Below are 25,297 nucleotides of genomic sequence, written 5' to 3'. Positions count from 1 at the left end.
GTCGGGCTGCTGACATGTCGCCGCGCATTGGGGCATTGAGCTGACGTTAGGATTGTGTCCCGATGCCGAACGAACCAATATTGTCGAAAAATGTGCGGATTCTGCCAAAGTGACACAGCTCACCGTTTTGATTCTATTGTCGGAAAGTTTTTCCAACATCGTTCTGGCGTGCCTGCTGGAACCGCTGCGGGTCGTTCGTGACAATCGTGGTGCAGATATCCGGTGGACAATCCTGACTGCAAGTGACGCACCAGTGACCAGTTCCAGCGGCATCCGTGTTGCACCTGACAGATCGCTTCAGGGCATGAGTGCGGCCGACCTGACTCTGATCGTGGGTGGTGACGAGTTCCGCGCGGAAGCTGTGCAGAAACCACTCTCGCGCCATTTGAATCCCTTATTGCGATCGGGAGTGGTGATCGGGGCGGACACGGGTTCCTGGCTGATGGCGGCCCTGGGCCTATTGGACGGGCGCCGTGCCACCATCCACTGGCAACTCCACGACGAGTTTGCCGAGAGCTTTCTGGCCACCGTCGTAGAACCCGACCGTTTCGTGCAGGATGGGCGGTTCTGGACTTGCGGCAGCGCCGCTACAGCGCTGGATCTGATCTTGGAATTCATCACCAGTCGTTACGGTGCAGTAGCAGCGCAAGAGGCAGCGGCCATGTTCCTGCAGGACAGCGCCAGTGCGCAACTTTCTGGTTCCGGGGCACGCGGGCTTCGCATCCATGGCTCAGAACAGCTGCGTATGCTGATTACCCGTATGGCTGACACTTTGGAAACACCGCTTTCGCTGGCCGAACTCGCAGCTTTCGCCAACATGTCAGAACGCAGTCTGGCCCGTCTGTTCAAGCAGGAGCTTGGTGTTTCTCCCGGGCGTCATTACCAGGCGCTTCGCCTGGCACGTGCGCGCGACCTCAGCACACATACCAGACTGAGTGTCGAGGAGATCGCCCTGCGTTGCGGCTTTTCTTCAGCGTCTGGGCTGCGCAGGGCGTTTCGCAAACAATATGGCCAACCAGTTCGCAGAAGAACCCGAAGGCAGGGTGATCAGTCCAACCCCTCTTGACGCGCGTTTGCCTCGCCCAAGATTGCCTTGCTCCTTTTATCAAAGATGAATTTCGAACAGTCACGTAATCCATCGCCACGCTGCGGCGATAAAGGCGACCTGTTCCAAGTAGTAATCTGTTGCCGCAGGCACCCCTGCAAATTGTGCAGTATATTCAACCATAGCACCGCACTTCCATCGATGACGGGAGAGCAAATTTTTCTCAAGGACAATAGCACGCTCTAAGTTTCTGACTGGTCTGCTTGATGGGCATCGTAGCTGGCTTCGAGTTCATTTCTGAGAAACTCACCAAAGTTCAAAGGTTCAAACCTTGCGATGCCTGTTTCCGGGAGGGGTGCGATTACGGCAGAGACATGTGGGTCAAAGAAGAACGGCACGGAATAGCGCTCTCGTCCGCTCGCATTGATCACCCGATGCGGCGTGGACAACAACCTGCCGTTGGACAAGCGATGCAGCATGTCGCCGACATTAACTACGAAAGCACCCTCGATTGGCGGCGCATCCACCCAATGGCCAGCCGGTGTCTGAACTTGAAGGCCACCAACATCATCTTGCGCCAGCAATGTCAGAAATCCAAAGTCCTTATGGGGGGCTGAACCGAACAGATCATCCGGCGCTTTCGGAGGCTGCGGTGGATAGTGAAGCAAGCGCAGCCATATAGTCGGCGTTTCGAATGCAGCGAGAATTGAACGATCCTCGGCACCAACTGCATCCAGTGCCAACCTCAACAGTTTGTTGCCCAATTCGGTCATTGCATGAGCATAGGCCTCACAAGCCTCTCGAAACCCATCCAGGTCTGGCCACTGGTTTGGTCCGGACAGATAGACATCAGGGTCTCTCTCCGGGTCCTCGCGCATCATCATGAACGAAGCAGATTGGTTCGGCTTTGTCACTTTGGCCAAATCGGAATTTACGTCCGTCGAGGTGTTTATGGCTATGTACCCGCGATGGCATTCATCCAGCGCAATTGCTTGCTTTTCAGTCTCTCGCAACGCGTGAAACTCTTTTGAGGCCGCGAACACGGCGGCGCGCAATGCAGGATCCACTCCATGATTTATGACATAGCCGAACCCGGTCTTGCCGTATGCATCTAGGAACTCCAGGGCCAGGTCGGATGTATCTTCGCCATCGATCAATGGTGAAAGATCAAGTACAGGAATAGTGTTGAATTCAGTCATCTGAGATCTCCGAAAAAAGTTTCGCTAAGCAGAGAGCCAAACGAGGAATCGCTATCCTGCGAAACGCTTTCGGCGGTGAGCGCTGTGGCGCTCTAAGACGACCAGGAAATCAAATTCAGACATACGTGGTACGCTAGGGTGGACGAAGGCACTGATCAACCAAAAACATCGTCACCCCGAACCCGCCGTTCGGCGATGTCAGAAGATACCTCAATGCGATCCATCAGCCCGAACATTCGCTGCCAGCGGAGAATTCTTGGTCAAATGGATCTGTTGTTACAATCCATTAATCACAATACCATACCACTAACAGATAGTTAGAGGAGAACTCCTGATGCGCGCATCGTTCGAACAATTGGAGGCATTCGTCACCACTCACAGCGAAGGGTCTTTTTCTGCGGCAGCGCGAAAGTGCAACAAAGCACAGTCGGTGATCAGCACTTTGGTCGCCAACCTCGAGGTCGATCTGAACGTCGAGCTTTTTGATCGCAGCCGAAGATACCCTACCCTCACCGATGCGGGAGAGATGTTGATCTCGCAGGCCGAAATTTTACTGGAGCGTCGCAGCCGGTTTCTGGCGATTGCCGATGCCCTATCCATGACCCTGGAAAACCGCATAACGCTCGCCATGGCACCGCACATCAAACTGGCCAATCTGGGAGAGATCATCCGAACCTTCAGCGCTGACTTTCCATCTGTTGACGTTGAGATCCAGTCGTTCGCCGCTGGAGATATCCAACGGCTGGTTGTTCAAGGCGAAGTGGATCTAGGCATTATTCTGGAACCCGAGGGCATCCCTCAATCGCTTGACTTCCGCTCTTTGGGCTCACTCAAGCTGGTTTGCGTCAGCCATCCGGAAAGCCCGCTTTCACATACACCCTCGGTCTCGTGGGAAGAGTTGCGCCTACATCGCCAGATCTTGTTGAAAGAAGCTGACAACCCTAACAGTGCTATCCTCAAGGCCTCGCCGTCGATCTGGCATGTTAGCACTGCAACTGAGGCTATCGATCTTGTGAGGGCCGATCTGGGGTGGTCGGCGCTGCCATTGCATGCTGTGGACATCTTTGTTCAGACCGGTGCACTGAAAATCCTGCCGCTGCAATTCGAGACCAAACCCTATGCCGAACGTTCGGTGGATATGGTTTGGTCTTTTGAAAAGCCGATGGGTCAGGCCACTGCCAAGCTGTGCGAGCTACTGGCTGAAAACGCCGTTATTCAGAACTCCACTATGGCTTAGGCTTCTTCGCGAAGCTCCTTTGCGAAAGATGCAATGGTGTGTTTTGGTTTTCCGAGAACTTCCCACGTTTCGCCGGCGACCAGTTCTTCCCGCAGTTGCTGCACGAAGGTGAGCAAATGCTCCATAAAGACCGCCTGCTCTTCCGGCAGCCCCATCTGGCCGATCGTCTCCATTGGTAACTGAGTGACTTCTGCCTCAGGTGCATAAGTTTTCAAAAATTCGGTCGCTCCCTCGGTGTAGGTCTTGGCCTGCCAGCCCTGAACGGCAAACTCTTTGTTTTTTGCCGCATCATTGCCAATGGCATTCAAAACGAGTTCAGCCAGGTCACTGGAATTGGTGAACCGGATTGGATGAACGTAATTACCGATGACGGCAAACTGGTTATCCATCAAGAACTTTGGCAGCGAATCCAGGAAGAACGAACAATAGAAGAAGGTATAGGGGATGCCGGACGCCTTGATGGCATCGATCCCGCCCTGACGGATCGCATTGGTACCATAAGCTATCCCTTCGGTAGAAAAATCGGGGTATGCGGTGTCAACGCCTGCAATTTGCATGATGTGCTGAACCCCTGTCTCTTTTGCCGCCGCGACGACGTTAATCACACCTTCCCGCTCGGTGTGGAATGGCGCGGTGGTGTCCAACGTCTCGGTATTCAGCGTGATGTACAGCGTCTCGGTTCCCCGTAAAGCTGAAAGCAGACTGGCCGGGTCTGACACATCACCCTGAACGAGCCGAACCCCAGCAGGCAGAGCAGCTTTAGCCGCCTCTGGGTCTCGCACGAGGGCGGTCACTTCAACGCCTTTCTCGGCGAGTTTTTTGGTCACACGATGCCCCAGATGGCCTGTGGCACCGATGATTGTGATCTTCTTGGTCATATTGATAACTCCTGTTTCAGCGACGCTTCTACAGGTTGGGCCCCAATGTCTTTAGTGATGATCCATCTGGTTGATAGATACTTTGCTGTGCGAATAGTTGATCTTGCCTCGCAGTTTAGACGAACACGTGAGCTATGACCGCCAAAGTGCCCGGTCGCACACCAAGCGGTAGAACCGCTTCAGGCTCAGCGCACACCTCAGCTGGGCTAAGCCACAAATCAATGAGAATGCAGGTCATATTGTTTTCGACCCATTCTGAGCACCCATCGGCCAAAGCTTTTGGTTGCGTCGTTGCGACAAATCAGAGTTCCAAGATTTTTCTCAATTAGGCAACTCACTATGATATAGAGAAATACGAATATCACTTTGTTGCGATGTAATTCATCAACACCGCCGAGCTAAGTTGATTTGGGAGGTCATAATGCTTCGTACATTGGTGTGCTTTATATCACTTGGACTGACGCCGACGAATATCTTGGCCGACGCTGTCCCAAGCGAACAGGCTGCTGAAGGTTTGTTCTCAGATCGACCTTATTCGCCATATGCGAACCGGAGCTTCCCTGAACGCCCACTTTGGGGAGACACGCACCTTCACACGGGGCTTTCACTGGACGCCGGCGCCTTTGGGAACACACTACTGCCAGACGACGCCTGGCGTTTTGCAAAGGGTGAGCAGGTTATTTCTTCCACAGGTCAACCCGTGAGGCTGGCCCGGCCACTGGATTGGATGGTTCTCACAGATCACACTGATCTCATGGGGTTTGCACCGGATCTGCAAGCCGGAAAGCCGGGCGTTCTTGCTGATCCAAAAGGATTGGAGTGGTATGAGGGTTACAAAGCGGGTGGTGAAGAAGCCGGAAAAACGGCCTTTGATATCATTACCAATTTCTCGCAAATGACCCTGCCCGAGATCCTACTCGAGTCTTACAGCCCCGGTGCAGATGCTTTCGCCTTCACTTGGGAAAGCATTGTATTGGCGGCCGAGCAGCACAACGATCCTGGAAACTTTACCGCGTTCATTGGGTTCGAATGGACATCGGTTCCCAAGGGTTTCAATCTGCATCGCAATGTCATGCTCCGCGATGGGCCGATCCGGGCCCTGCAGATGGTTCCCCCGGTTACACAACCACCTTATGGCGATACAGACCCAAAATCGTTGTATGCCTGGCTTGAAGAATATGAAGAAAAAACGGGAGGCCGCGCGGTAGCCTTTGCCCATAACGGCAACCTGTCGAACGGATGGATGTTTCCAACCGAAGACACCTATCACGGCGGCAAGGTCGACGAGGACTATGTAGCTGCCCGAGCAAAGTGGGAGCCGCATTATGAGGTCACGCAGATCAAGGGTGATGGTGAAGCACATCCATTCCTGAGCCCTGACGATGAATTCGCGGACTACGAAAACTGGGACGTAGGCAATCTCGATATCACAGAATTGAAGACCGACGATATGCTGGCTGGTGAATACGCCCGCGAAGCGTTGAAGCGCGGTTTGATGTTGGAAGAAAAGTTCGGCGTGAACCCCTATAAGTTTGGGATGGGTGGCGCTACGGACAGCCATACCTCTCTGGCCACAGCCGAAGAAGACAACTTCTTTGGAAAGTCCGTCAGCGTTGAACCTTCAGCCTCGCGGATCGAACATCCCTTCATCGCCAATGATCTTGGCGAAATCCCCGGCGACCTCCTTGTTGCCTCGGGATACACCGCCGTTTGGGCGACTGAGAATACACGTGCCGCTATCTTCGATGCGTTCAAACGCAGAGAGACCTATGCAACCACCGGACCCCGAATTGGCCTGCGGTTCTTTGGCGGATGGGATTTCAATGACGCTGACGTTGAAACCCGCTTCCTTGCAGATGTTGGCTACACCAAAGGTGTTCCGATGGGTTCTGACCTGCGTCCTCGCGAAGGCGATGGTGCGCCTGCATTCCTTATCGCGGCGCTTCGTGACCCGATCGGCGCTAATCTGGATCGCGTGCAAGTGATAAAGGGGTGGCTCGACTCCGAAGGGACCTTGCAGGAAAAAGTCTACGACGTGGCGTGGTCGGATAATCGTGTTGCTGATCAAAACGGCAAAATCCCAGCGGTTGGAAACACCGTGGATTTGGAAACCGCCAGCTGGACCAACACAATCGGCACCGCCGAGTTGGTAACCGTTTGGTCTGATCCTGATTTCGACCCGAACGCGCGGGCGTTTTATTATGTGCGTGCCATCGAAATCCCGACGCCGCGCTGGGTGCTGTATGACAAATTGAGGTTCGGCACCGAATTGCCAGAAGATGCGGTGCTCACACATCAGGAGCGCGCGTATTCGTCCCCGATTTGGTATACGCCGACAGAGTGACACGCTCTGTGCAGGAGATGAGAGCCCGAGGTAGCAGCCCTACCTCGGAGCTATAACCAAACATCTAAAGCGCCCGGAGCATTCATTAACTTGCAAAACCAATTTGTCTGATGCCAGCATCGATACATAAAACCTGATCGCGTTTCACGCAGGAGCCTTCATGCGATTACTAAAAGAACCTCTGTTCCATTTCTTCTTGATTGGAGCGGCAATCTTTTTTTGGTTCCACATAGTTTCAACAGATAGCGAGACAGTCGAAGACCTCGAGACTATCACGATCAGCGAAAGCGATGTCGCTCTGTTAGCTTCCCAGTTTGAAGCGATGCGGAAACGCTCTCCAAACAGCGCTGAACTACAAGCTTTGGTGAATGCGTCAATTCGTGAGGAGATTCTGGTCAGGGAAGCGAAAAAGCTTGGCTTGGATCGCGGAGATACCGTGATCAGGTCTCGGCTCAGCCAGAAAATGGATTTTCTAACCGAAGCTATCGCTACCTCAGTTGTTCCGGAGGACGAAGAACTAGAGGCGTTTCTTCAACATAACCCAGAACGCTACGCTACGCCCACCAAGGTGGCTTTCACTCAGGTCTTTCTGGGTGAAGATCCAAGCGATGCCGAAATTGAACAGGCGTTGACAGCACTGCGCACAGATCAAGATGTCACAGCTGTCGGTGCCTCCACACTGCTACCTGCCTCAATGCCCTTGACCCCGACCCGAGCAATTGACTCGGTCTTTGGCGCTGGATTTTCGAAAGATTTCGAGGAGGTTGAAACAGATCAGTGGTCGGGACCGATCCAGTCTGGTTATGGGGTCCATCTGGTTCAGGTATTGGCAATCGAGCCTAGTCAAATACCTCCCCTATCAGAAATTCACAGCGCGGTGCTGCGAGATTGGCGCCGTACGATGAGTGAGGATTTGGCGCTAGCGCAGTTTAATGCTCTTGCAGAGAACTACGAAATTGTGGCGCCTGATCTTTCAGGTCTGCTCAAATGAAACTCATCGTCTGCTTATTGCTAGCACTGCTGTTTGCGTGCTCCACAAGTGATGCTGATGCGCATGCGCTTGATCCGGGATACTTGGAAATTCGCCAAATCGCTTCTGACACATGGAGCGTTCATTGGCGAAAACCCGATGTGAATGGTCAGCCGATGGCGATTGATGCCGTATTGCCAGAGGGTTGTACACCGGCACGTGGGCCTGATCCGATTTCCGATAGCAGAGCGTGGGTTTCTTCCTGGGTTGTCGAATGCCGCGCGGACATTGCGGGGCAACCCATCAAGATTGAAGGATTAGAGACGCAACAGAACGATGTATTGGTACGGCTACTCCCCCTAGAATCCTCACCCGCAACACTTCGCTTCACATCAGATGCTATCGTCCAGAACATACCTTCTGAACAGACAACATGGTCGGTTTTCATCGCCTACTTCCAGTTGGGTTTTGAACACATATTGGAAGGCTGGGACCACCTTCTGTTTGTTTTCGCGTTGTTCATTCTGGTCCGCGATCCATGGAGACTGGTTGGGGCAGTAACGGCTTTCACACTTGCGCATTCCATAACCTTGGCACTTGCAACATTTGGTATTTTGAACGTTCCCGGTCCGCCGGTAGAAGCCGTTATTGCACTGTCTATCGTTTTTCTGGCGATGGAGATTGTAAAGAGCAGCGAAGGTCGGTTCCGACTTTCAAAACAAAAACCCTGGATCGTTTGTTTCGGGTTTGGACTTTTGCATGGTCTGGGTTTTGCAGGGGCTTTGGCTGACATTGGACTGCCCGCGGATGATATACCTGCAGCCTTGCTTGCGTTTAACCTGGGCGTTGAAGCCGGACAGCTTTGTTTTATCGGCGTCTTGGCTCTCTTGGTGACAACCTGGCGCCTGATTGCGGCTCCAATCAGCCAAGGGGCTACAGTAGTTGCCGCCTACGGCATCGGTTCAGTGTCGATGTACTGGCTCATAGAGCGTATCAGCGGTTTTTGAAGTGCCATGAACTTCTCACAGTAGAGGCAACAGGCTGCCCCAAAGGGCGATGTGATTGCAAACTATAATGCTGCGATACAACGGCACCGAATTGAGCGTGACGATCGTGGTTCGCCCCATGTGAAGAAACGCAGAAGGCATCTATGCAGGTTTTCGCAGCTCAAATAGTCAGTGATTGGTTCCCAAATTGCTGCTTATGCCAGTTCTTTGCACATGTTCTCGGCGAACAATTTCGAAAACCGCTGCGTAGCGCTCGATCTATACTGTGTCGGCGGATAAACTGCATAAATTCCTCCGGACGGGAGCGTCCAGTCCGGGAGTAGCTGGATCAGAGATTTATCCGCAAGCTCTTTGCGAACGTAGAAATCTGGAAGGATTGAGATACCTGCCCCGTCAAGTGTCATCGCCTTGATTGCCGGCGTCACGTCAGCCGACAGGGCACGCTTCATTTCAACATCAATTGTTTCGCCAGTTTGACCGGAAAAACGCCAGCGGAGCGGAGACGATAGTGCCCGATGTTCGATAAACGGAAAATTCGACAAGTCACTAGGTGTATCAGGATCGCCCAACTCATTGATGACCTCTGCAGAGGCAACGACGATCTGTCTGAACTCTCCCAACTTGCGGGCGATATTCGCAGAATCAGACAGCCAGCCAACACGATAGGCAATGTCGAATCGTGCTTCGACCGGATCTATCCGCACGTCACTCAATGTTAACTCGATGGTTACCGCGGGGTGCATTCTACGAAACTCCGCAACGACTGGAGCAACATAGTCAGCACCCAGATCAAGTGGTGCAGTGATGCGCAGTGTTCCGGAAGGTTCGGCATTACCACGCCTCACCATCGCGTAAGCTTCTTCCGCCTGTGCAACCGAAGCCTGCGCAGCCGCATAAAAAGACTGACCGATTTCCGTCAGGTTCAGATGGCGGGAATTTCGAACAATCAATGTCGCCCCAAGCTCTTCTTCAAGAAGTTGCAATTGCTTGCTGACAACGGCCTTGCTGACCCGCATACGATCTGCCGCCGCCGTGATAGTCCCGGCCTCAGCTATTGCCACAAAATACTCGAGCCGGTTCAGGTTTGATTTTGCCATTAAACGTCATCTTTTAGCTGACACTAAGTCCATATAATGCGTATTTAGCTGACGACGTCGACTCCCTATTTGTCACACGTAAGGCAACCGCGACGGCCATTGACGGTTGCCCTCTGACAAAGGAGATGACTATGAAAGCAATCCTGACCGCTACAGCAGCAATGATGATTTCAACGGCTGCAATGGCTGCCGACCTGAAAATCACCCACTTCACTCCCAACGAAGGCAGCCTGTTCCCGGTGTCTTCAAATCTGGTCGAAGGACCCAGCGAAGTGCTGCTGGTCGATGCGCAGTTTGAAAAGGATGATGCCGAACAACTGGTCAGCATGATCCAGGCGACCGGCAAACCGCTTATGACCGTTTTCATCAGCCACAAAGACCCCGATTTCTATTTCGGGCTGGATACGATCCGCGCAGCCTATCCCGATGTCAAAATTGTCGCCACGCCGGAAACCGTGAAAGGGATCGAGAAGACGATCCAGCTCAAATATGATTTCTGGGGGCCGATCCTGAAGGAAAATGCGCCGACCGAGTTGATCATCCCGGACGTTCTGGAGGGCGACAGCCTCACCGTGGATGGAGAAACCATTCAGGTTGTCGGTTTGGACGGCCATGACCCCGTTCACACCTTCCTCTGGGCACCGACCGAGAAAACCGTTCTGGGCGGTGTGGTTCTTTATGAAAACGTCCATGTTTGGCTTGCAGACAACCAAACACCCGAAAGCCGCGACAACTGGCGTGCAACATTGGAGCAGATCACCGCGCTCAACCCCGAGCGTATCATTCCCGGGCATGTCATCGGCGATAGTGCCGAGGATGAAAGCATCGTTGAATTCACCAAAGAATACGTCGCTACGTTTGAAGCAGCGTCGGAAGAGGCTGAAAACTCTGCCGCTTTGGTCGCAGCAATGCAGGAAGCCTATCCAACCTTCGAGAATGTTGGCGATCTTGAACTCAGCGCACAAGTTATCGAGGGCGAACGCTCCTGGCCTTGAAGAATAACTGAGCATCAGATTGTGCGACTGCCGAGAGTTGCCATACTAACGATCAGAGAGCCGGTTCTTACGATCCGGCTCTCTGCATTTAAACTGTTCAGGCGTTGAAACCCGGATGAGCATGCCTCTATTCCCCGATTTGGGGACAGTCGTTTCGCATTTCCTAATTTCGATATCTTGGTGCTCAAACCTGCCCCAAAATTGCAGCGTAAGAACGTGATCGTAGACCTCATACTCCGGGGGGTCACCCCCACACCTTAACTGTATTTATATTGCAGCAATCGAGTCATAGCAGGCGCGATCAGTCCAGTTGTTTTTCCTGGAGCTTAGCGGCGCGTCATGGTGATGAGTACCGTACAAGCTCCACTCAAAAGTGCTCGCCTACCAATGACGTTGCTAACTGAATTTACCAATTAATATCATATTGATACGTGGCGACCACTAAATACTAACCTGTTCGGAAAAGCATGATGCACACCTTCGAAGTTTGCCACAATTACGCCGATATTTGTTTCTAGGCCAAGCATAGACAAATCATAAAAAAAGACCTTTTTGGGGGAACATCAGTGAATACAACCGGATTGCGGCGGTCCGTGCAGGCGCACGTGGCTAGGGGTGGGCGCGTTGTCAAATGGAAAGGCAAGATTGCCAGTATCGCACCTTCGGTCTTTCTTGCAGCGGCATCGATAGGCACATTACCGTCAGGCGAGGCCCAAGCAGAAGTCATCACCGCATCGCAAACAGCGCCGGTAGTATTTGCGAGTGACGAAGACAACAGCATTACATCACCAACTTCGGTAACCGTTTCTGCACCCACAGCGCGCGCTGTCGAACTGGACACGGATTATTCCAGCGTCCTCACTAACGGCGGTTCTATCTCTGCGACCGCAAGCTCGCTGGCGGTAGGTCTTCAGGCGAACAACCAGTTGCGGCCCTCGGGGCAGATCATCAACACAGGCGCAATAAGCGCTTCCATAACCGGAGGTGCAGCCAACGTTACGGCCTATGGCTTCCTAGCCAATGACGAGTTCGGCGGGGCATTCTCAAACACAGGAACATTGTCGGCCAGCGCATCCACGGTCGCGGGCAATGCTGTCGCCACTGGTGGCAGGTTTGAAAGTGGTATTCAATCTACAGGATCCGTCATGAATGCAGGAGCCGTTTCAGCGGTCGCTGCGGCAGGATCGTCGAATGCCTCGGCTACGACTTTGATGTTTGGGGACGACGTCAGCACAACCATCAGGAACACCGGAACTCTCAGCGCCAGTACAACAAGCGGTGCTTCGGTTTCAGTGGCCGGCATCAATATCGATGGTGCGTTGAACGGCAGCATTATCAGTTTCAACACAATTACTGTCGCCACTAACACCGGAGCCGAAACGGCAGAGGCAGTTGCTGTCAGGGTCGCTGACGGCATGACGGGCGACTTTCTGAACTCCGGCAACATTTCGGTTTCCGCTCAAGGCAGCAGTGAAGAAACCAACGCCGATGCCTTTTATGTTAGCGGAGGAATGACCGGGAGTATCACCAATTCCAGCAGCGTTACGGTCAACGCATCGGGCAATTCGTCGGTCGATGCTGACGCCTTTTATGTCAGTAGCGGCCTGACCGGGAGCTTCCTGAATTCCGGTAGCATCATGGTCAAAGCCGATAGCGACGCGAGTGAAGCAGATGCTGACGGATTCTATGTCAGTAGTGGAATGACCGGTGACATAACAAACAATGGCACCGTCACCATTGAAGCGACCGGCGCGTCGCGGGCTGATGCTGACGCGTTCTATGTCTCCAGCGGGTTTACCGGAAGCTACTCGAATTCTGGCACGGTATCGGTCAGAGCAAGCGGTGCCACCGATCGTGCATCCGCATCGGGATTGCATGTGGCTGGCGGGATGGATGGAAACCTGTTGAACTCGGGCACGGTCACCGTTTCCGCCTCAGGGTCTTCCTCGGTGCGTGCGGATGGGTTCGATGTCAGCAGTGGCCTGACCGGTACTATCAACAATAGCGGCACGATTGCCGTGAAGGCAGATGGCAACGACGAAGTTCGGGTCAACGGGATCGACATCGCCGGCGGATTGACAGGTCATATCCTGAATAGCGGAACAGTTAGGGCCGAGGCCGACGCTGAGGGTACCAGCGGACGCGCCAGTGGTATCGACATCACAAGTGGCATGACAGGCAATATCTCTAATTCGGGCAGTATCACTGCCATCGCGCACGCAGGGTCCGACACAGCAAACGCCGCCAGCATACGTATCGGTGGGGGTCTGACGGGCAGTTTCCTGAATTCCGGTACCATAGCAGTTGATGCTCAAGGCGGCATCGATAGAACGGATGCCGATGCTTTCTATGTCAGCGGCGGAATGACAGGCGACATCACCAACGCCAGTACTGTCACGGTCAATGCTGCGGGGGGTACGTCGGTTTACGCAAGCACGTTTTACGTCAGCAGCGGTCTGAGCGGAAATTTCCTCAACTCGGGAAGCTTTACCGTCAAGGCTGATAGCGACTCGGGCGAAGCGGATGCGGATGGACTTTACGTCAGCAGCGGCTTGACCGGTGACATAGCGAACAGTGGGTCTGTGTCAATCGAGGCCATCAGCTCGTCTGAGGCAGATGCCAACGCTTTCTACGTCACCAGTGGATTTGATGGAAACTTCTCAAACACCGGTGTCGTTGTGGTTACTGCGAAAGGTGGCTCTAGCCAGGTTCAGGCGGAGGCCCTGCATGTATCCGGAGGTATGACTGGAAACCTGTCGAATTCTGGCACGGTCGTAGTCAACGCATCAGGATCAACATCAGTCCGCGCGGACGGTGTTGATGTCAGCAGCGGACTGACGGGGACAGTCACAAATAGCGGTACGATTGTTGTAAATGCTAAAGGGTCCGATGAAGTTTCGGCCAATGGTATCGACATCGCCGGCGGACTGACCGGTGACTTCAACAATCTGGGCGGTATCTCGGTCATGGCCGATGCCAGTGGATCCAGCGCTCGCGCCAGCGGTGTGGACGTTACCAGTGGCATGACCGGCAACGTGGCCAACTCAGGCAGCATCAGAGCTGTCGCACGTGCGGGTTCCGATGCCGCGAATGTCGCGGGTTTACGCGTCGGTGGCGGCTTGACCGGTAGCATAACGAACAACGGATCAATCCGTGCAGAGGCCGTCGCATCTTCGTCAGATGCATTTGCTTACGGCATGATCTCTTATGGTGACGTAACCGGGAACATTACCAATGGGGGCTCGGTATTTGTATCGGCATCCGGTGAGGATACGGCCACTGCTTCGGGCTTTCGCGTCGATGGTAAGCTGACGGGTACGTTCTTCAATTCTGGCAGCGTAGCCGTTACGGCGACTGCCACGGGTGCGTCTCACGAAGATGTCATGGCGATGGGACTGGATGTCACGGGTCACATCCAGGGTGGTTTCAATAACTCGGGTGTCCTGTCGGTCAAGGCGATCGGAGAGAACAAACAAGCATATGCCTATGGTCTCTACGCTCAAGATGGCGTGACCGGGGATGTTCTGAACAGTGGGCTTATTCGCAGCGAGGTCGATAGTGGAACGTCCGCAGATGTCTACGGTATTCGAATTGATGAAGGGCTGGATGGCGCCTTCTCGAATACGGGCACGATTCAAGTTGTCGGCCGGATCGATGAAGATGACCTGGACGCCTATGGTCTCTATATCAGTGGCGGTGTCACCAAGGATGTCAGCAACAGCGGTACAATAGCGCTACAGGCCATCGCCGAAGATGAAGCCGAGGCGATTGGGCTGAGGTTGTCCGGTGAGGTTGGCGCAAACATCATGAACTCGGGCAATATCTCGGTCGTCACGCAAAGCACGGCCAATGACGCACTTGGCTATGGCATTTCCGTGGTGTCGGGGCTGGAAGGTAACATCGTCAACTCGGGCGCGATTTCGGTTCAGGGTATTGGTGCGACCGAAGCAACCGTTGCGGGCGTCTATATCAACCGGGAGTGGACCGGCGCGTTGAACAATTCCGGGACGATCCGGGCGATTGCTGACGCGGGAACGAAACAAGCCGAGGCTTACGGGCTGCTAACCAGAAATGATCAGGTTGACGCGAACATCGAAAACTCCGGGTCTTTCGCGGTGCAAGCCAGTTCTGATGATGAATATGCCTACGCCTATGCGCTCTACTTTGACCATGAAGAAGCAGTCAGCACCCTGAACAACACCGGATCAATGACGGTTCGGGCTGCAGCACAGAAGGAAGCGCGGGCTGCAGCACTGTATGCACAGGACGGATTGAAAGGTGATTTCCGGAATCAAGGTGCCATTTCCATCCGGGCCAAATCGTCAGACAGTGTTGCCAAAGCCTATGGTTTGCATGTGGGTAGCGCGGGCGACGATGACCATTTGAACGGCAGCATCGCCAATGAGGGCTCGGTATTTGTGTCGGCAACTGCGCAAGACGAAGCTGAGGCCTATGGCTTCAACATCGATGAGCAACTCAATGGCGGCTTCTCGAATTCTGGATCAGTCATCGCACAGGCCACATCGCAGGAAACCGAAGCGCAAGCCTATGGGATCTATGTAGGAAGCAAGGTCAGTGGTGATGTCACAAACAGCGGCACTGTTTCAGTTCGCGCAGAAGGTCACAGCGCAAATGTGGCCGGGGTCTTCGTTCGCGATGGGCTAGAGGGCAAGCTAACGAACTCGGGAACGATCACCGCGCAGAGCTTTTCGGCCACCGAAGAATCCAGTGCACGCGGAATTTACGTGCGCGGTAGTACCAGTGATACGGTTCAAAATCAGGGTAATATCACAGCTTTTGCCCAGGGGGTCGAACGCGCGCGCGCTCAGGCCGTTCTGTTATACGATACGATGGCAGGCGACGTCGCAAACACAGGAACAGTTACGGCCACTGCCAGATTGGTCAATGCAACGAACAATGCCGACGGCACCGCCGCTGGATTCTACATCGAGGACATGCAGGGCAATTTCTCCAACAGCGGCGTCATTCGGGCCTATGCGGCAGGTGGTGACAAAGTCAACGCCTACGGCCTGCACTTCGGGAACTTTGATGGTGTAATCACCTCCGTTGGCGATATCTCCGCGACGTCGGCCTCAGGGGACGCCTATGCGATATATCTGGGAACCGGCGCAGGGACGCTAAACCTTGTCACCCAAGACAAAGTCGGGGGGCTGATCCGGGTACAGGAACATAATGTAAATCTGAATGCCATCGGTGGCAGCGCGGTGTTTCAGTTCCAGGACGCTGCAACGGGTTCAGGCACATTTGCCACAACAGCCTCTGATGGCCGGTCAGCGTGGTTTGTCCAAGATGAAGGTGGCGCGGCACCAATTTATGCCAGCGTTGATTCCGCCGAACTGTTGAACTCGGCCGACGTGACGGCCTTCTACGGCGGAGTGGTCAATGGCTCCATGAGCACACTAAACTACGGAGGGCAGGCTCAGGTTACGCGCAATTCGGCAACCGGCCGTGTTTCGGGTGTCAGCTTCGGCCCCTTCCACCCCTATGTGATTGTAGATGCTGCGAGTCGCCGTTTTGAAAACGTGCCCGGAGTTGATACCGACGTCACAGTTTTCAATGGCAGTGTTGGGTACTCCGGACAACTGGATAATGGTTTGGCGCTGGCGCTTGGGCTGGGTGTCCTCCGCTCGAACGGTGATACCGATACGACAGATTTTGACACAAATGGCGTGTATCTGGACGCGTCTTTGGGGCGTCAGATTGGATCTTTCACAATTGAGGCCGGGCTAGGCTATGGCTGGTTGTCGACCAAGCGCTCACGCCAAATTGCCGGCAGCGCCAACGCAAGCGCCGACTACAACAGCACTCTCGCAACGGCCTATCTGGGTGTTGAGCGATCTTTTGACGTCAGCGACGCGTTTGCATTGCTGGGTTTCGGCAGTGTTCGTTATACCCGTCAAGATGATGACAGTTATACCGAGACCGGTTCATCTGCCAACGCAACGGTCGGAGCCGCAACCACCGAAGTCATCGAAGCCCGCTTGGGTGTCGAAGCCGAACATGCGCTGAACAGCGGCGGTGTCCTGATCGGCCAACTGTCGGGTGTCCTACGACGTGATCTGGGCAATACCGATGCGAGCGTTACAGTATTTTCCACAACACAGGATCTTTCGTTCGCATCGACAGATTTCACCGGAGCCAGCGTGCTGCTCGGATACGAGCACGACTTTGCCCGCAACATGACGTTTGAAGCAAATGCCGAACAAGAGTTTGGAAGCGAAGCCCAGGGACCGTTCTTCAAAGCCGGTCTGCGGTGGTCGTTCTGATCAACAACGACAATAGGCAAGCGTTTATGTAGGTTGTAGATACAAATCGCTCGAGAGTTGCGGCTGCAAGCAACTCATCCAAATCTGGTCAAACGTCAGATAGCGATCGAGTGCACTTTCAAGGACCGGCTGGAACGCTAGGCGCGGTTTTGAACCGGCCTATGGTTCATTTGTGCTTACGGCTTGGCCTTCGGACCCTTCAATCATGTTGTTCAGGCTCTCGTGCGAACTGCAATCCACCTCCGGTGATGGCCCTTGATTGAAGGAGTCAGAGCAAATACGGCTTCTTTCATCCCGCTGCGCGTGATTTTCACATGCACGGATGCCAGTAGTTCGCGACGGTCCAAGCAATTAACTCCACAAGAGAAACAGGCTGCGATCATTTTGCTAATCCGTTCAGCCAAAGTTGGTTGACCAAGCTAGCCCGGACGGGTCTTTGTCTTCGGTAGTTTATCCGCGTTCTGCGCTGCCCACTCGTGCATTTCATACAACAGTGGGATCAGGCTTTGCCCCAAAGGTGTGAGGCTGTATTCGACGTGTGGCGGTATGGTCCGAAAATCTTTGCGAGAGACAAACCCCGTCTCCTGCAACTCGCTGAGTTGCCGCGTCAATGTGCGATGAGTAATGGACCCCAAGTTGCGTTGGAGTTGATTGAAACGGCAGCTGCCTTGCGCCAACCAATAGATAACCAGCAGTTTCCAACGTCCTGAAATGGCTGAGATCAGTGATTCAATCTGGCAGTGTTCTTCAAGTTCGTCCGATTTCATTACAGTATCCCAAATGACCGTACTTGTTGGATCGATCGTACAAAGCTAGCTAACCATCAATGCAACGTGCCGCAATGGGGAACCCGATGACCAAAAAGAAGATCGTGATCGTGGGTGGAGGCTATGTCGGGTTTGAGGTCGCCAAGAAACTGGACGCTTATGCGGATGTCACCCTGATTGAGCAACGTGAAGCCTTCGTGCAGCCGCCTGCCGCGATCCGTGCGCTAGTTGAACCCACATTATTGGACAAGATCATCCTCCCCTACGACAACTTACTGGAGTCAGGAAAAGTTGTGCGGGGTCGTGCAGTTTCAATTTCCCAAACCCAGGTTAGCCTGGACTCTGGAGCCGTTTTCCCGGCGGATTTTTTCGTGATCGCAACTGGATCGTCTTATGCTGCCCCATTCAAACCGTCGGGAGACAGCATCGCTGATTTCCGTCAAGCCAGCATGGATGTCAGTGGACGGTTAGCACGGGCGACTTCTGTAGCAATCGTCGGCGCGGGCGCCGTGGGAACTGAACTTGCGGGCGAGATCTCGGCGGCGCAGCCGGGAAAGACCATCACCTTGATTTCTTCCGATGACACCTTGTTTCCAAAATACCCAGCTGGATTTGGTACACAGCTCAAACGCAAACTCGAACGCCTCGGCGTCACTGTCATTCTTGGCCAAAGGGTGCAGGACTTGCGTCATTTGGATCGGCCTTACGAAGGATCTGTGACTCTGGCTGATGGCAGTGTGATTACCGCTGATCTTGTGTTTCCGGTGATTGGCTCTAAACCTCAAACATCATTGGTCCAAAGTCTTCCGGGTGTGACCTCAGGCACTGCAGGCCGTGTTGAGACCGACAAGTGGTTGCGGCCGTCGGACTACCCGAATGTCTTCGTAGCCGGTGACATTGCCAACGTTGGCGACGGAATGACAATTGTCGCGACGACCCGACAAAATCCATGGCTCATCAAGACGCTTAAGAAAGTGATAGATGGTGCATCCGTCGAAAAGCAGAAGCCTTACGTGCCATGGAAAAGAGCTCCCATTCTGGTGCCACTCGGCCCCGTCATCGGAAATAGCTGGCTCTTTGCAACCTTCGGCGACTGGATCACCCGCATGATGAAAGGGAAAGCGCTCTTCATCCCCAAATATCGCAGGGCGTTCGGGTTTACCGATGCTGATAAATAGACCTGCTTCTCTGGAAAGAACTGTCAGCGCTCTTCTTCAGTAACGCCTGTTGAGCTGAGGGTATCATGTTGCCCTAGTCGAGCCTGAACCCGATTTTCATAGCGACCTGAAAGTGAGCAACCTCACCATTCTCTATGTGACCGCGAATTTCTGAAACTTCGAACCAATCAAGGTTTTTTACTGTCTCAGCCGCCTTTGAAATTCCCGACTTGATAGCGGCATCGACAGATTCCGTTGACGTGCCGACGACATCGATCTTCTTGTAGGTTGCGTTGGTCATTTTCGCTCTCCCTAGGCTGAAATGGATGATTGAACGTAAGCTTGATGGCTCCTCTGAAATTGCTCTTACGGTCCTTCATCTCTGTAAAGAGATCAACTGGATTGCCCCTTGCAGATCCACGCCTCGCTGAATGCGGGCACCTGAGCGCCTCAGAGAAGACTGATTAGCAGTTCATCAATAGTGATACGGCAACGCTGGTTTTAATATTTTTGCTCGCAGCTTGCGGTTTTTTTCCACATATCATTGGGCCGGTGGAATTCACGGTAAACCAAATCTTGCTCGCGGTCTGATAGCTACAATAATATTGGGCCGCTTCTCAAAGCGGGCTTTATTGTATTAAGGCAGGGCGCAATTTAGCGAGTTAGTTTGCGATGCCCTGCCCCGGCTGTTTGGGACCAATTCCGCCCGTTTTGGACATCATAGCCTTCGCATAGTCACGTCTTGCTGTTGAACGATCTTCGAATCGAGCGTGTACGACACAAAAGAACAGGGCACCATCATCTAGGCCATTGCGAGGTGTAAACCAATCATAAGCGTCGGTTGGCTCTACCGACGCAAACTGTTTTGGCGATGGCGCTACAGGTACTACATTGGCTTCACTATTCGTGATGTCATCAAGCAGCGTTGGGCGCGCTGTGCCCGTATCGGGCGTGAGAATACCCATGATCTGTTCGCGACCAGCCGGAACGAAACGCCCGTTTTCCTCGACTGGAAACCGGATCTGCTGTCCCGCATATACATCTCGTTGAACTTCGCTGTTCTTAACAACAATCGTTCCATTGACGAGCACATAGGGAATACCTTGCGACGGAAGGCCTTGTTGACCCAGTGTATAGTTTGCCTTTTCGGTCACTGTCTGGGGATCAAAAATCGTTATATCGGCGACCATACCTTCCTGCATCCGCCCGCGCACCTGCATTGATCGCAACCCGGTATCACCCAATCGCTTTGCATGGATGTAGCTTAACTGAGTGAGCGTAAGCATTAGTGGCACATTTGCTTCACGTGCCAGCCTTAAGACAAGCGCATGGCTACCGGCAGACCTCGGGTGTCCTGCGTAATCTTCATAGGGCGCATCCCAACTCATCAGATTGCCCTCAATGTCCAACCCGGCCATCCCGTCACCAGAGATGCCGTACCCAGCAATTGTTATCCAATCATTGAGCCACTGCTCTCTTGGCGGACTAAATACTATAGCGGTTCGTCCGGGCTCATTCTCTGCAAAGTTCAAGAACTCGTCTTTGGTTACGAAGCGGTCGAGTTGCGGATCAAAGATTGTCTCTTCGTATTTGTACCCCATCGAGCCTTCCCAGTTTTCCGGGGCGATAATGGAGGCGCCGTAGTTGCCCGACCCGGCGGTCCAGGGATAGTAACTCGACCAGACGTTGTAACCTTGGTCGCGGGCCATCTGTAGTTTTTCCTGGTTTTCCCACCAGCCATAATCGTTGTCGTGATGAATGTGCAGTGGGGCGCCAAGCACCATCGCGTTGACAAGGATTTCATTAACCCCCGTTTGTGTCTCAGTCGGCGTAGAAGCACTGGGGTGAAACCGGTGATGTACAGAGGTCACCCGCCCGTAACGGGCCGCTGCACGTTGCGCTTGGAACATCTCATACGTGGTAATACCTTCACGGGCATACCCAATGGTCGATCCAACGCCGAGCGCGCCAAGACGCAGGCCTTCATCAAGCTGCGCCGTGATTTCGTTCATCTGCTCACGATTGCTTGGAACCGAAGACCATCCTTCAACGCCATCTTCCACCGATTGTGCCCTAAGAGCGAAGAAATTGCGGAAATCGATGTCTCCTCCTTCAAGTGCAAGACCGTCATGAACCCGCATCCGTGCGAACTCTTGCCCAACGACAGTACCGTAATTGGCCTGCGTAACGCCCTCGCGCGCGTCATACCACTCGTCGATGTTCGCGGCCCCGACCTCGAAATCCATTTGGGTTGTGACGCCGTCACGAAGATTTACCTTGATGCCCCACGGGTCCAGGCCGTGTTGCTCGAGGTCGATGAAGCCTGCGGCTACAACATGCCCTGTCGCATCGATGGTCTCAGCGCCTTCAATAGCGTCTTCGGTAATCGACGTAATCCAACCATTGCTTATTCCCACATTAGCGATTTGATCAAATCCGGTTTCCGGATCCATCACACGACCATTGAGAATTACAACGTCGTAAGTTTGCGCGACGCATAGCGTCGCAACAACAGACAAGGTACCTGCCAGAAACACAGTTCGCATAGACGAAGCCTCCCTTTGATCTGCAGGATAGCGGAAAGCGGCATTCAATCAACAAAACGGCATATATCGATGTCTTGTGGCAACATGTTCGCGAATGAGCGACTGTGTTCGCTAAGCTCACACGGGGACCAGATTCAGATCGGCACAACTGTCCCTTTGTAGCTTAGTATTCTTTCGGATTCGCACCCGAAGATGCAAGCCAAGGGAAGTTATCCTCATGACCCTTGCGCCAAGAGAGAAATGTCCGTCGTTCGAATACGACAGCATTTTCAACCCTAAACAAAGCACCTTCTGCAATTAAATCGGTGACCATGCGTCGGGGAAGATAGGCGGAGCCGCCTTCAGAAAGCAGATGCGCAAGCGCCCAATCCGGACTACTGAAGGCAACGGATGCTGTTTCGTCGGTTGGCCAGGCTTCGGCGTGTTGCGCCCTAAATGTGGCGCCGTAGTCCACATAAATGTAGTCAGGATCCCACCGCACTGCCTCACGCTGTCTCGTGGCGACCTGGATCAAACTGTCGGTGGTGAATTCACGACTGTCAAAATCCGTCCCGACAAGAGGCTCGGTCAGCAGTGCTGCATCGCTCATCCCGCTCTGCAACCAGGATTGAGCATTTCCAGTCAGCCCGGACCAGATCTCAATGGCTGTTTCTGGATGGTCGTCCCGAATTCGCCTGATCCAATTTTGACCTAAGCCAGTCCACAGTCCCGGATCACAAACGAAACTGAAAAGACGTATCACGCCCCGGGGCAGGTTGGCACGCGAGCGCGCATTTTCCCAGGTGCGGGTAATCACTTCTGCCTGTTCCAGAAACCCAAAGCCCGCTTTGGTCAACATCGCACCCTTACGGGACCGAATGAGCAATCGGGTCCCCAAGGCTTGGTCCAATGCGTCGAGCCGGGCGGTCACCGCAGACTGCGTGATGTTTAGCTCCTCAGCCGCCCGATTTAGATTTCGAGTACGAACGACGCTGAGAAACGTCTGAATTGCGGCTATGTTCATAAATAGATAATGCAGATTTATCGATGTAATTGATAGAATAATTCCGTTTTATAGAATTTCCTTTTTCTGGCACCGTAGCGTGGACAGACAAAGGAGGCTTATCATGGAATTCAGCATCCAACTTTCTGCAGATTACCCTGATAAATCCTATGGCGGCGATCGGGTCTATGCCGACATGCTGGATCAGGCGATCCTCGCGGACCGGTTGGGTTTTGATGCCGTGTCGGTGACCGAACACCACCTGATCAACTGCTTGATGATGCCAGCCCCGCTTCAGTTTGCGGTCAAAATCGCGGCGCATACAAGCCGCGTCAAGATCATGACCTCAATCGTCGTGCTGCCACTACACGACATGCGCACCTATGCAGGCGAATTGGTTGTTGCCGACATCTTTACTGAAGGGCGTCTGATGTTGGGTGTGGGTCGCGGGGCCTTCAAATACGAGATGGAGCGGCTGGGAGTGCCGATGGAGGAAACCCAAGCCCGGTTCAATGAATCGTTGGCCGTTTTACAGGCACTTCTGTCCGAAGAAGAAGTAAGTTGGGATGGTGACTTCTATCAGTTCGACCCGATCACCATCATGCCACGTCCTCTACGTCCCGGTGGGCCGCAAATGATGATGGCGGTACTGAACCCCGAAGGTATTTATCACTGCACCAAACGCGGCTTCCACATTCAGACGACACCGCTTGCGGGAAACCAGCAGCTGTTGTTGGAACAAGTCGATGGCTTCAGTCGCGCCAAAGGCGAGATGGGAGAAGCTGGGCGCGATCTGACCCTGTCGCTTTCACGGGTAGGCTTTGTAACCCAAAACGAAACTGACCGACAAAACAAGATCGCGGCTGCGAACAGGTACTACAGCCGTTTCGACAACGTGTTTACCGGGCCGGGTGTCGTGGATAAGGGAATGATCCGCGAGCTTCCGCGCATGCAAACTGTCGATGAACTAGCCGAAAGCCTGCTCATCGGCACGCCGCAGGAAATGATCGACAAACTCGGTCCTTATTCCGAGCTCGGCATCGACAGGGTAATCCTGAACCCCAATTTCGGGTGCAACGCTCAAGAGACGCTGGATGGGCTGCAGTGTTTCGCCGAAGAGGTCATGCCTCATTTCACCAGTCGTACTGTCACCGAGGCGGCGGAATGACCGTAAGCCGTGACATGTTTATTTCGGCTATGCGTCAGGTTGCCAGTTCAGTCACCATTGTCACAACCGATGGGTCTGCCGGGCGGGCGGGCGCGACCGTGAGTGCATTTACCTCGCTTTCCGCTGATCCCCCGTCGGTACTGGTCTGCCTGAGAAGCGACAGTCGGATTGCCCGGACAGTCGCCGCAAACGGTGCTTTCAGTGTTAATGTCTTGCCCGAGGATGCCTCACACCTCGCTCAAAAATTTTCCGGGATGTTCGATCACGCCCAAAGGGACCCGTTTCAGGGCATAGAAATGTCAGAGGCGCCTTCGGGTGCGGTCCTTGCCGGAGCCACATCTTTCAACTGTACAGTTGAACAGACAATGACCCATGGAACTCATTCGGTTGTCGTGGGCAGCGTCAGTACAGTGAGTGAAGCGGGTATGAGACCCCTGGCCTACATGGCGGGCGCATACCACGTTGTTCGCCCTCAGAACGACCCAACAGGAGAACCGCAATGCCAATAATTCGTGTCGAAATGTTTTCAGGACGCACCCCAGAGCAGAAGCGGGCACTTGTCCGAGAGCTGACGGATGCCTTTGTCAACGCAGCAGGAGGGACGCCGCAAAGTGTGCACGTGGTGATAACAGATGTGGATAAAGGCGATTGGGGTTCCGGCGGACAGCTCTGCTCTGACAAGTTTCCGGATTGAGGGCTGATAGATGGCAGAGGTGATCGACTGCGAATTCTCCGTTCAGGGCGACGGCCCACCGCTCTTTTTGATTCACGGAATCGGGGCGGCGCGCAATACCTGGGCCAAGGCTCTGCCGATTTTAACCGACCATTTCACCGTCGTGACCTATGACCTTCGCGGACACGGGACCTCGCCGCTGCCGGAAGATCCATTTGGTCTGGACGAGTTGGTCGCCGATCTGGAGCGGGTGCGAGAGAAGACAGGGTTTGAATGCGCACATTTCGCCGGTCATTCCCTAGGTGGCATGATCGGGCCAGCCTATGCATTGAAGCACCCGAATCGCGTCAACTCGCTGGGACTTCTGTCTACTGCCGCTTTTCGCACCAAGGAAGACAGCGCGAAGGTCTGGGGGGTCGTGCATGCGATGGAAGAAAAAGGCATCCCGCAGGTTTTGGAAACCCTGACCGCCCGCTGGTTCACCGATGAATTCATCGCGACACATCCGGAAGTGGTTGAAAACCGGCTGAAGCAGGTGATCAGAACGGATCCGGATGTTTTCCTGAATGTATTCCGAATCTATGCGGACACAGAAATGGCATCTTGGCTGCAGCGCGTCACGGCCCCGTCCCTGGTGCTCACCGGTGAATATGACGGGGGCTGCAATCCGCGCCTGAATCGCCTGATAGATCAAGCGCTGCCGAACTCGGAACTGTTGATCCTGCCAAAGCTAAAGCACTCGATCCTGTTGGAGGCGGGCGACCGTGTTGCTGAACATCTCTGTCGGTTTGTTGCCGCCAACTCGGTGGAGTAATCGCTTCGCGGACGTATTTTGCTCGACACTTCTTCTTATCTGTGACCCCAACTTCATATTGGGGTCACAGGTGGGTTATCGAAAACTACTCCGCAGGTATTGTAGAGCTTTCCGGATCTATGGTCGAAGCA

19 protein-coding genes are annotated in these 25,297 nt (G+C 53.7%); 12 read left to right on the top strand and 7 right to left on the bottom strand.

The window, feature by feature from the left end:
• The first annotated feature begins 109 nt into the window (after positions 1–109).
• A complete protein-coding gene (locus tag GOX61_RS18090) occupies positions 110–1,066 on the top strand; it encodes a GlxA family transcriptional regulator (protein ID WP_170335983.1) in 957 nt (318 codons plus the stop codon).
• Between the two features lie 221 nt (positions 1,067–1,287).
• Here the strand turns inward: GOX61_RS18090 and GOX61_RS18085 are convergent, their stop codons facing one another.
• Positions 1,288–2,244, bottom strand: a complete 957-nt coding sequence (locus GOX61_RS18085) for an isopenicillin N synthase family dioxygenase (RefSeq protein WP_170335981.1) — start codon at positions 2,242–2,244, stop codon at positions 1,288–1,290.
• A 334-nt stretch (positions 2,245–2,578) separates the two neighbouring features.
• On the opposite strand from GOX61_RS18085, the gene GOX61_RS18080 reads away from it, so the two are divergent.
• Positions 2,579–3,481 carry a LysR family transcriptional regulator gene (locus GOX61_RS18080; RefSeq protein WP_170335980.1) on the top strand — a complete coding sequence of 301 codons (903 nt, stop codon included), beginning with the start codon at positions 2,579–2,581 and terminating at the stop codon, positions 3,479–3,481.
• Here the strand turns inward: GOX61_RS18080 and GOX61_RS18075 are convergent.
• Positions 3,478–4,359, bottom strand: coding sequence for an SDR family oxidoreductase (locus GOX61_RS18075; RefSeq protein ID WP_170335978.1), 882 nt, complete (start codon positions 4,357–4,359; stop codon positions 3,478–3,480). The genes GOX61_RS18080 and GOX61_RS18075 overlap by 4 nt on opposite strands.
• A gap of 421 nt (positions 4,360–4,780) precedes the next feature.
• Between GOX61_RS18075 and GOX61_RS18070 the strand changes: the two genes are divergently transcribed.
• From GOX61_RS18070 to GOX61_RS18060, 3 genes are all read left to right on the top strand, one after another.
• Positions 4,781–6,703 carry a DUF3604 domain-containing protein gene (locus GOX61_RS18070; RefSeq protein WP_170335976.1) on the top strand — a complete coding sequence of 641 codons (1,923 nt, stop codon included), beginning with the start codon at positions 4,781–4,783 and terminating at the stop codon, positions 6,701–6,703.
• A 160-nt stretch (positions 6,704–6,863) separates the two neighbouring features.
• Positions 6,864–7,694 (top strand): peptidyl-prolyl cis-trans isomerase, encoded by an 831-nt coding sequence (locus GOX61_RS18065; RefSeq protein WP_170335973.1) that lies wholly within the window; start codon positions 6,864–6,866, stop codon positions 7,692–7,694.
• A complete protein-coding gene (locus GOX61_RS18060) occupies positions 7,691–8,680 on the top strand; it encodes a HupE/UreJ family protein (protein WP_170335972.1) in 990 nt (329 codons plus the stop codon). Before GOX61_RS18065 ends, GOX61_RS18060 begins: the two co-directional genes overlap by 4 nt.
• Positions 8,681–8,874: 194 nt before the next feature.
• Here GOX61_RS18060 and GOX61_RS18055 read toward each other — a convergent pair whose 3' ends face one another.
• Entirely contained in the window at positions 8,875–9,777 is a 903-nt protein-coding gene (locus tag GOX61_RS18055) for a LysR family transcriptional regulator (RefSeq protein ID WP_170335970.1), read from the bottom strand.
• Between the two features lie 131 nt (positions 9,778–9,908).
• Between GOX61_RS18055 and GOX61_RS18050 the strand changes: the two genes are divergently transcribed.
• On the top strand, positions 9,909–10,772 hold the full coding sequence (locus GOX61_RS18050) for an MBL fold metallo-hydrolase (protein WP_217353921.1): 864 nt from the start codon (positions 9,909–9,911) through the stop codon (positions 10,770–10,772).
• Between the two features lie 566 nt (positions 10,773–11,338).
• Positions 11,339–17,059 carry an autotransporter outer membrane beta-barrel domain-containing protein gene (locus GOX61_RS18045; RefSeq protein WP_170335966.1) on the top strand — a complete coding sequence of 1,907 codons (5,721 nt, stop codon included), beginning with the start codon at positions 11,339–11,341 and terminating at the stop codon, positions 17,057–17,059.
• Between the two features lie 419 nt (positions 17,060–17,478).
• On the opposite strand, the gene GOX61_RS18040 is transcribed toward GOX61_RS18045, so the two are convergent.
• Complete coding sequence (locus GOX61_RS18040; RefSeq protein ID WP_155147611.1) at positions 17,479–17,826, bottom strand: winged helix-turn-helix transcriptional regulator; 348 nt, start codon at positions 17,824–17,826, stop codon at positions 17,479–17,481.
• Between the two features lie 86 nt (positions 17,827–17,912).
• Here GOX61_RS18040 and GOX61_RS18035 point away from each other — a divergent pair, with 86 nt between their 5' ends.
• Positions 17,913–19,004 carry an NAD(P)/FAD-dependent oxidoreductase gene (locus GOX61_RS18035; RefSeq protein ID WP_170335964.1) on the top strand — a complete coding sequence of 364 codons (1,092 nt, stop codon included), beginning with the start codon at positions 17,913–17,915 and terminating at the stop codon, positions 19,002–19,004.
• Positions 19,005–19,077: 73 nt separating this feature from the next.
• Here the strand turns inward: GOX61_RS18035 and GOX61_RS18030 are convergent, their stop codons facing one another.
• The 3 genes from GOX61_RS18030 to GOX61_RS18020 form a co-directional block, all read right to left on the bottom strand.
• Positions 19,078–19,284 carry a dodecin gene (locus GOX61_RS18030; protein ID WP_155147607.1) on the bottom strand — a complete coding sequence of 69 codons (207 nt, stop codon included), beginning with the start codon at positions 19,282–19,284 and terminating at the stop codon, positions 19,078–19,080.
• A gap of 361 nt (positions 19,285–19,645) precedes the next feature.
• Positions 19,646–21,529 (bottom strand): amidohydrolase family protein, encoded by a 1,884-nt coding sequence (locus GOX61_RS18025; RefSeq protein ID WP_170335962.1) that lies wholly within the window; start codon positions 21,527–21,529, stop codon positions 19,646–19,648.
• 163 nt (positions 21,530–21,692) lie between these two features.
• Positions 21,693–22,532 carry a LysR family transcriptional regulator gene (locus GOX61_RS18020; RefSeq protein WP_170335961.1) on the bottom strand — a complete coding sequence of 280 codons (840 nt, stop codon included), beginning with the start codon at positions 22,530–22,532 and terminating at the stop codon, positions 21,693–21,695.
• 103 nt (positions 22,533–22,635) lie between these two features.
• Here GOX61_RS18020 and GOX61_RS18015 point away from each other — a divergent pair, with 103 nt between their 5' ends.
• The 4 genes from GOX61_RS18015 to GOX61_RS18000 are packed head-to-tail and all read left to right on the top strand — an operon-like array spanning position 22,636 to position 25,166.
• Positions 22,636–23,679, top strand: coding sequence for an LLM class flavin-dependent oxidoreductase (locus GOX61_RS18015; protein WP_170335960.1), 1,044 nt, complete (start codon positions 22,636–22,638; stop codon positions 23,677–23,679).
• Entirely contained in the window at positions 23,676–24,188 is a 513-nt protein-coding gene (locus GOX61_RS18010) for a flavin reductase family protein (protein ID WP_170335958.1), read from the top strand. The genes GOX61_RS18015 and GOX61_RS18010 overlap by 4 nt, the downstream gene beginning before the upstream one ends.
• Complete coding sequence (locus GOX61_RS18005) at positions 24,179–24,373, top strand: 2-hydroxymuconate tautomerase (RefSeq protein ID WP_170335956.1); 195 nt, start codon at positions 24,179–24,181, stop codon at positions 24,371–24,373. Before GOX61_RS18010 ends, GOX61_RS18005 begins: the two co-directional genes overlap by 10 nt.
• Positions 24,374–24,383: 10 nt before the next feature.
• A complete protein-coding gene (locus GOX61_RS18000; protein ID WP_170335954.1) occupies positions 24,384–25,166 on the top strand; it encodes an alpha/beta fold hydrolase in 783 nt (260 codons plus the stop codon).
• Positions 25,167–25,297: the final 131 nt, after the last annotated feature.

The organism is Ruegeria arenilitoris, from assembly GCF_013030265.1.
GTDB lineage: Bacteria > Pseudomonadota > Alphaproteobacteria > Rhodobacterales > Rhodobacteraceae > Ruegeria > Ruegeria arenilitoris_E.
This window is presented reverse-complemented; position numbering and strand designations above follow the sequence as displayed.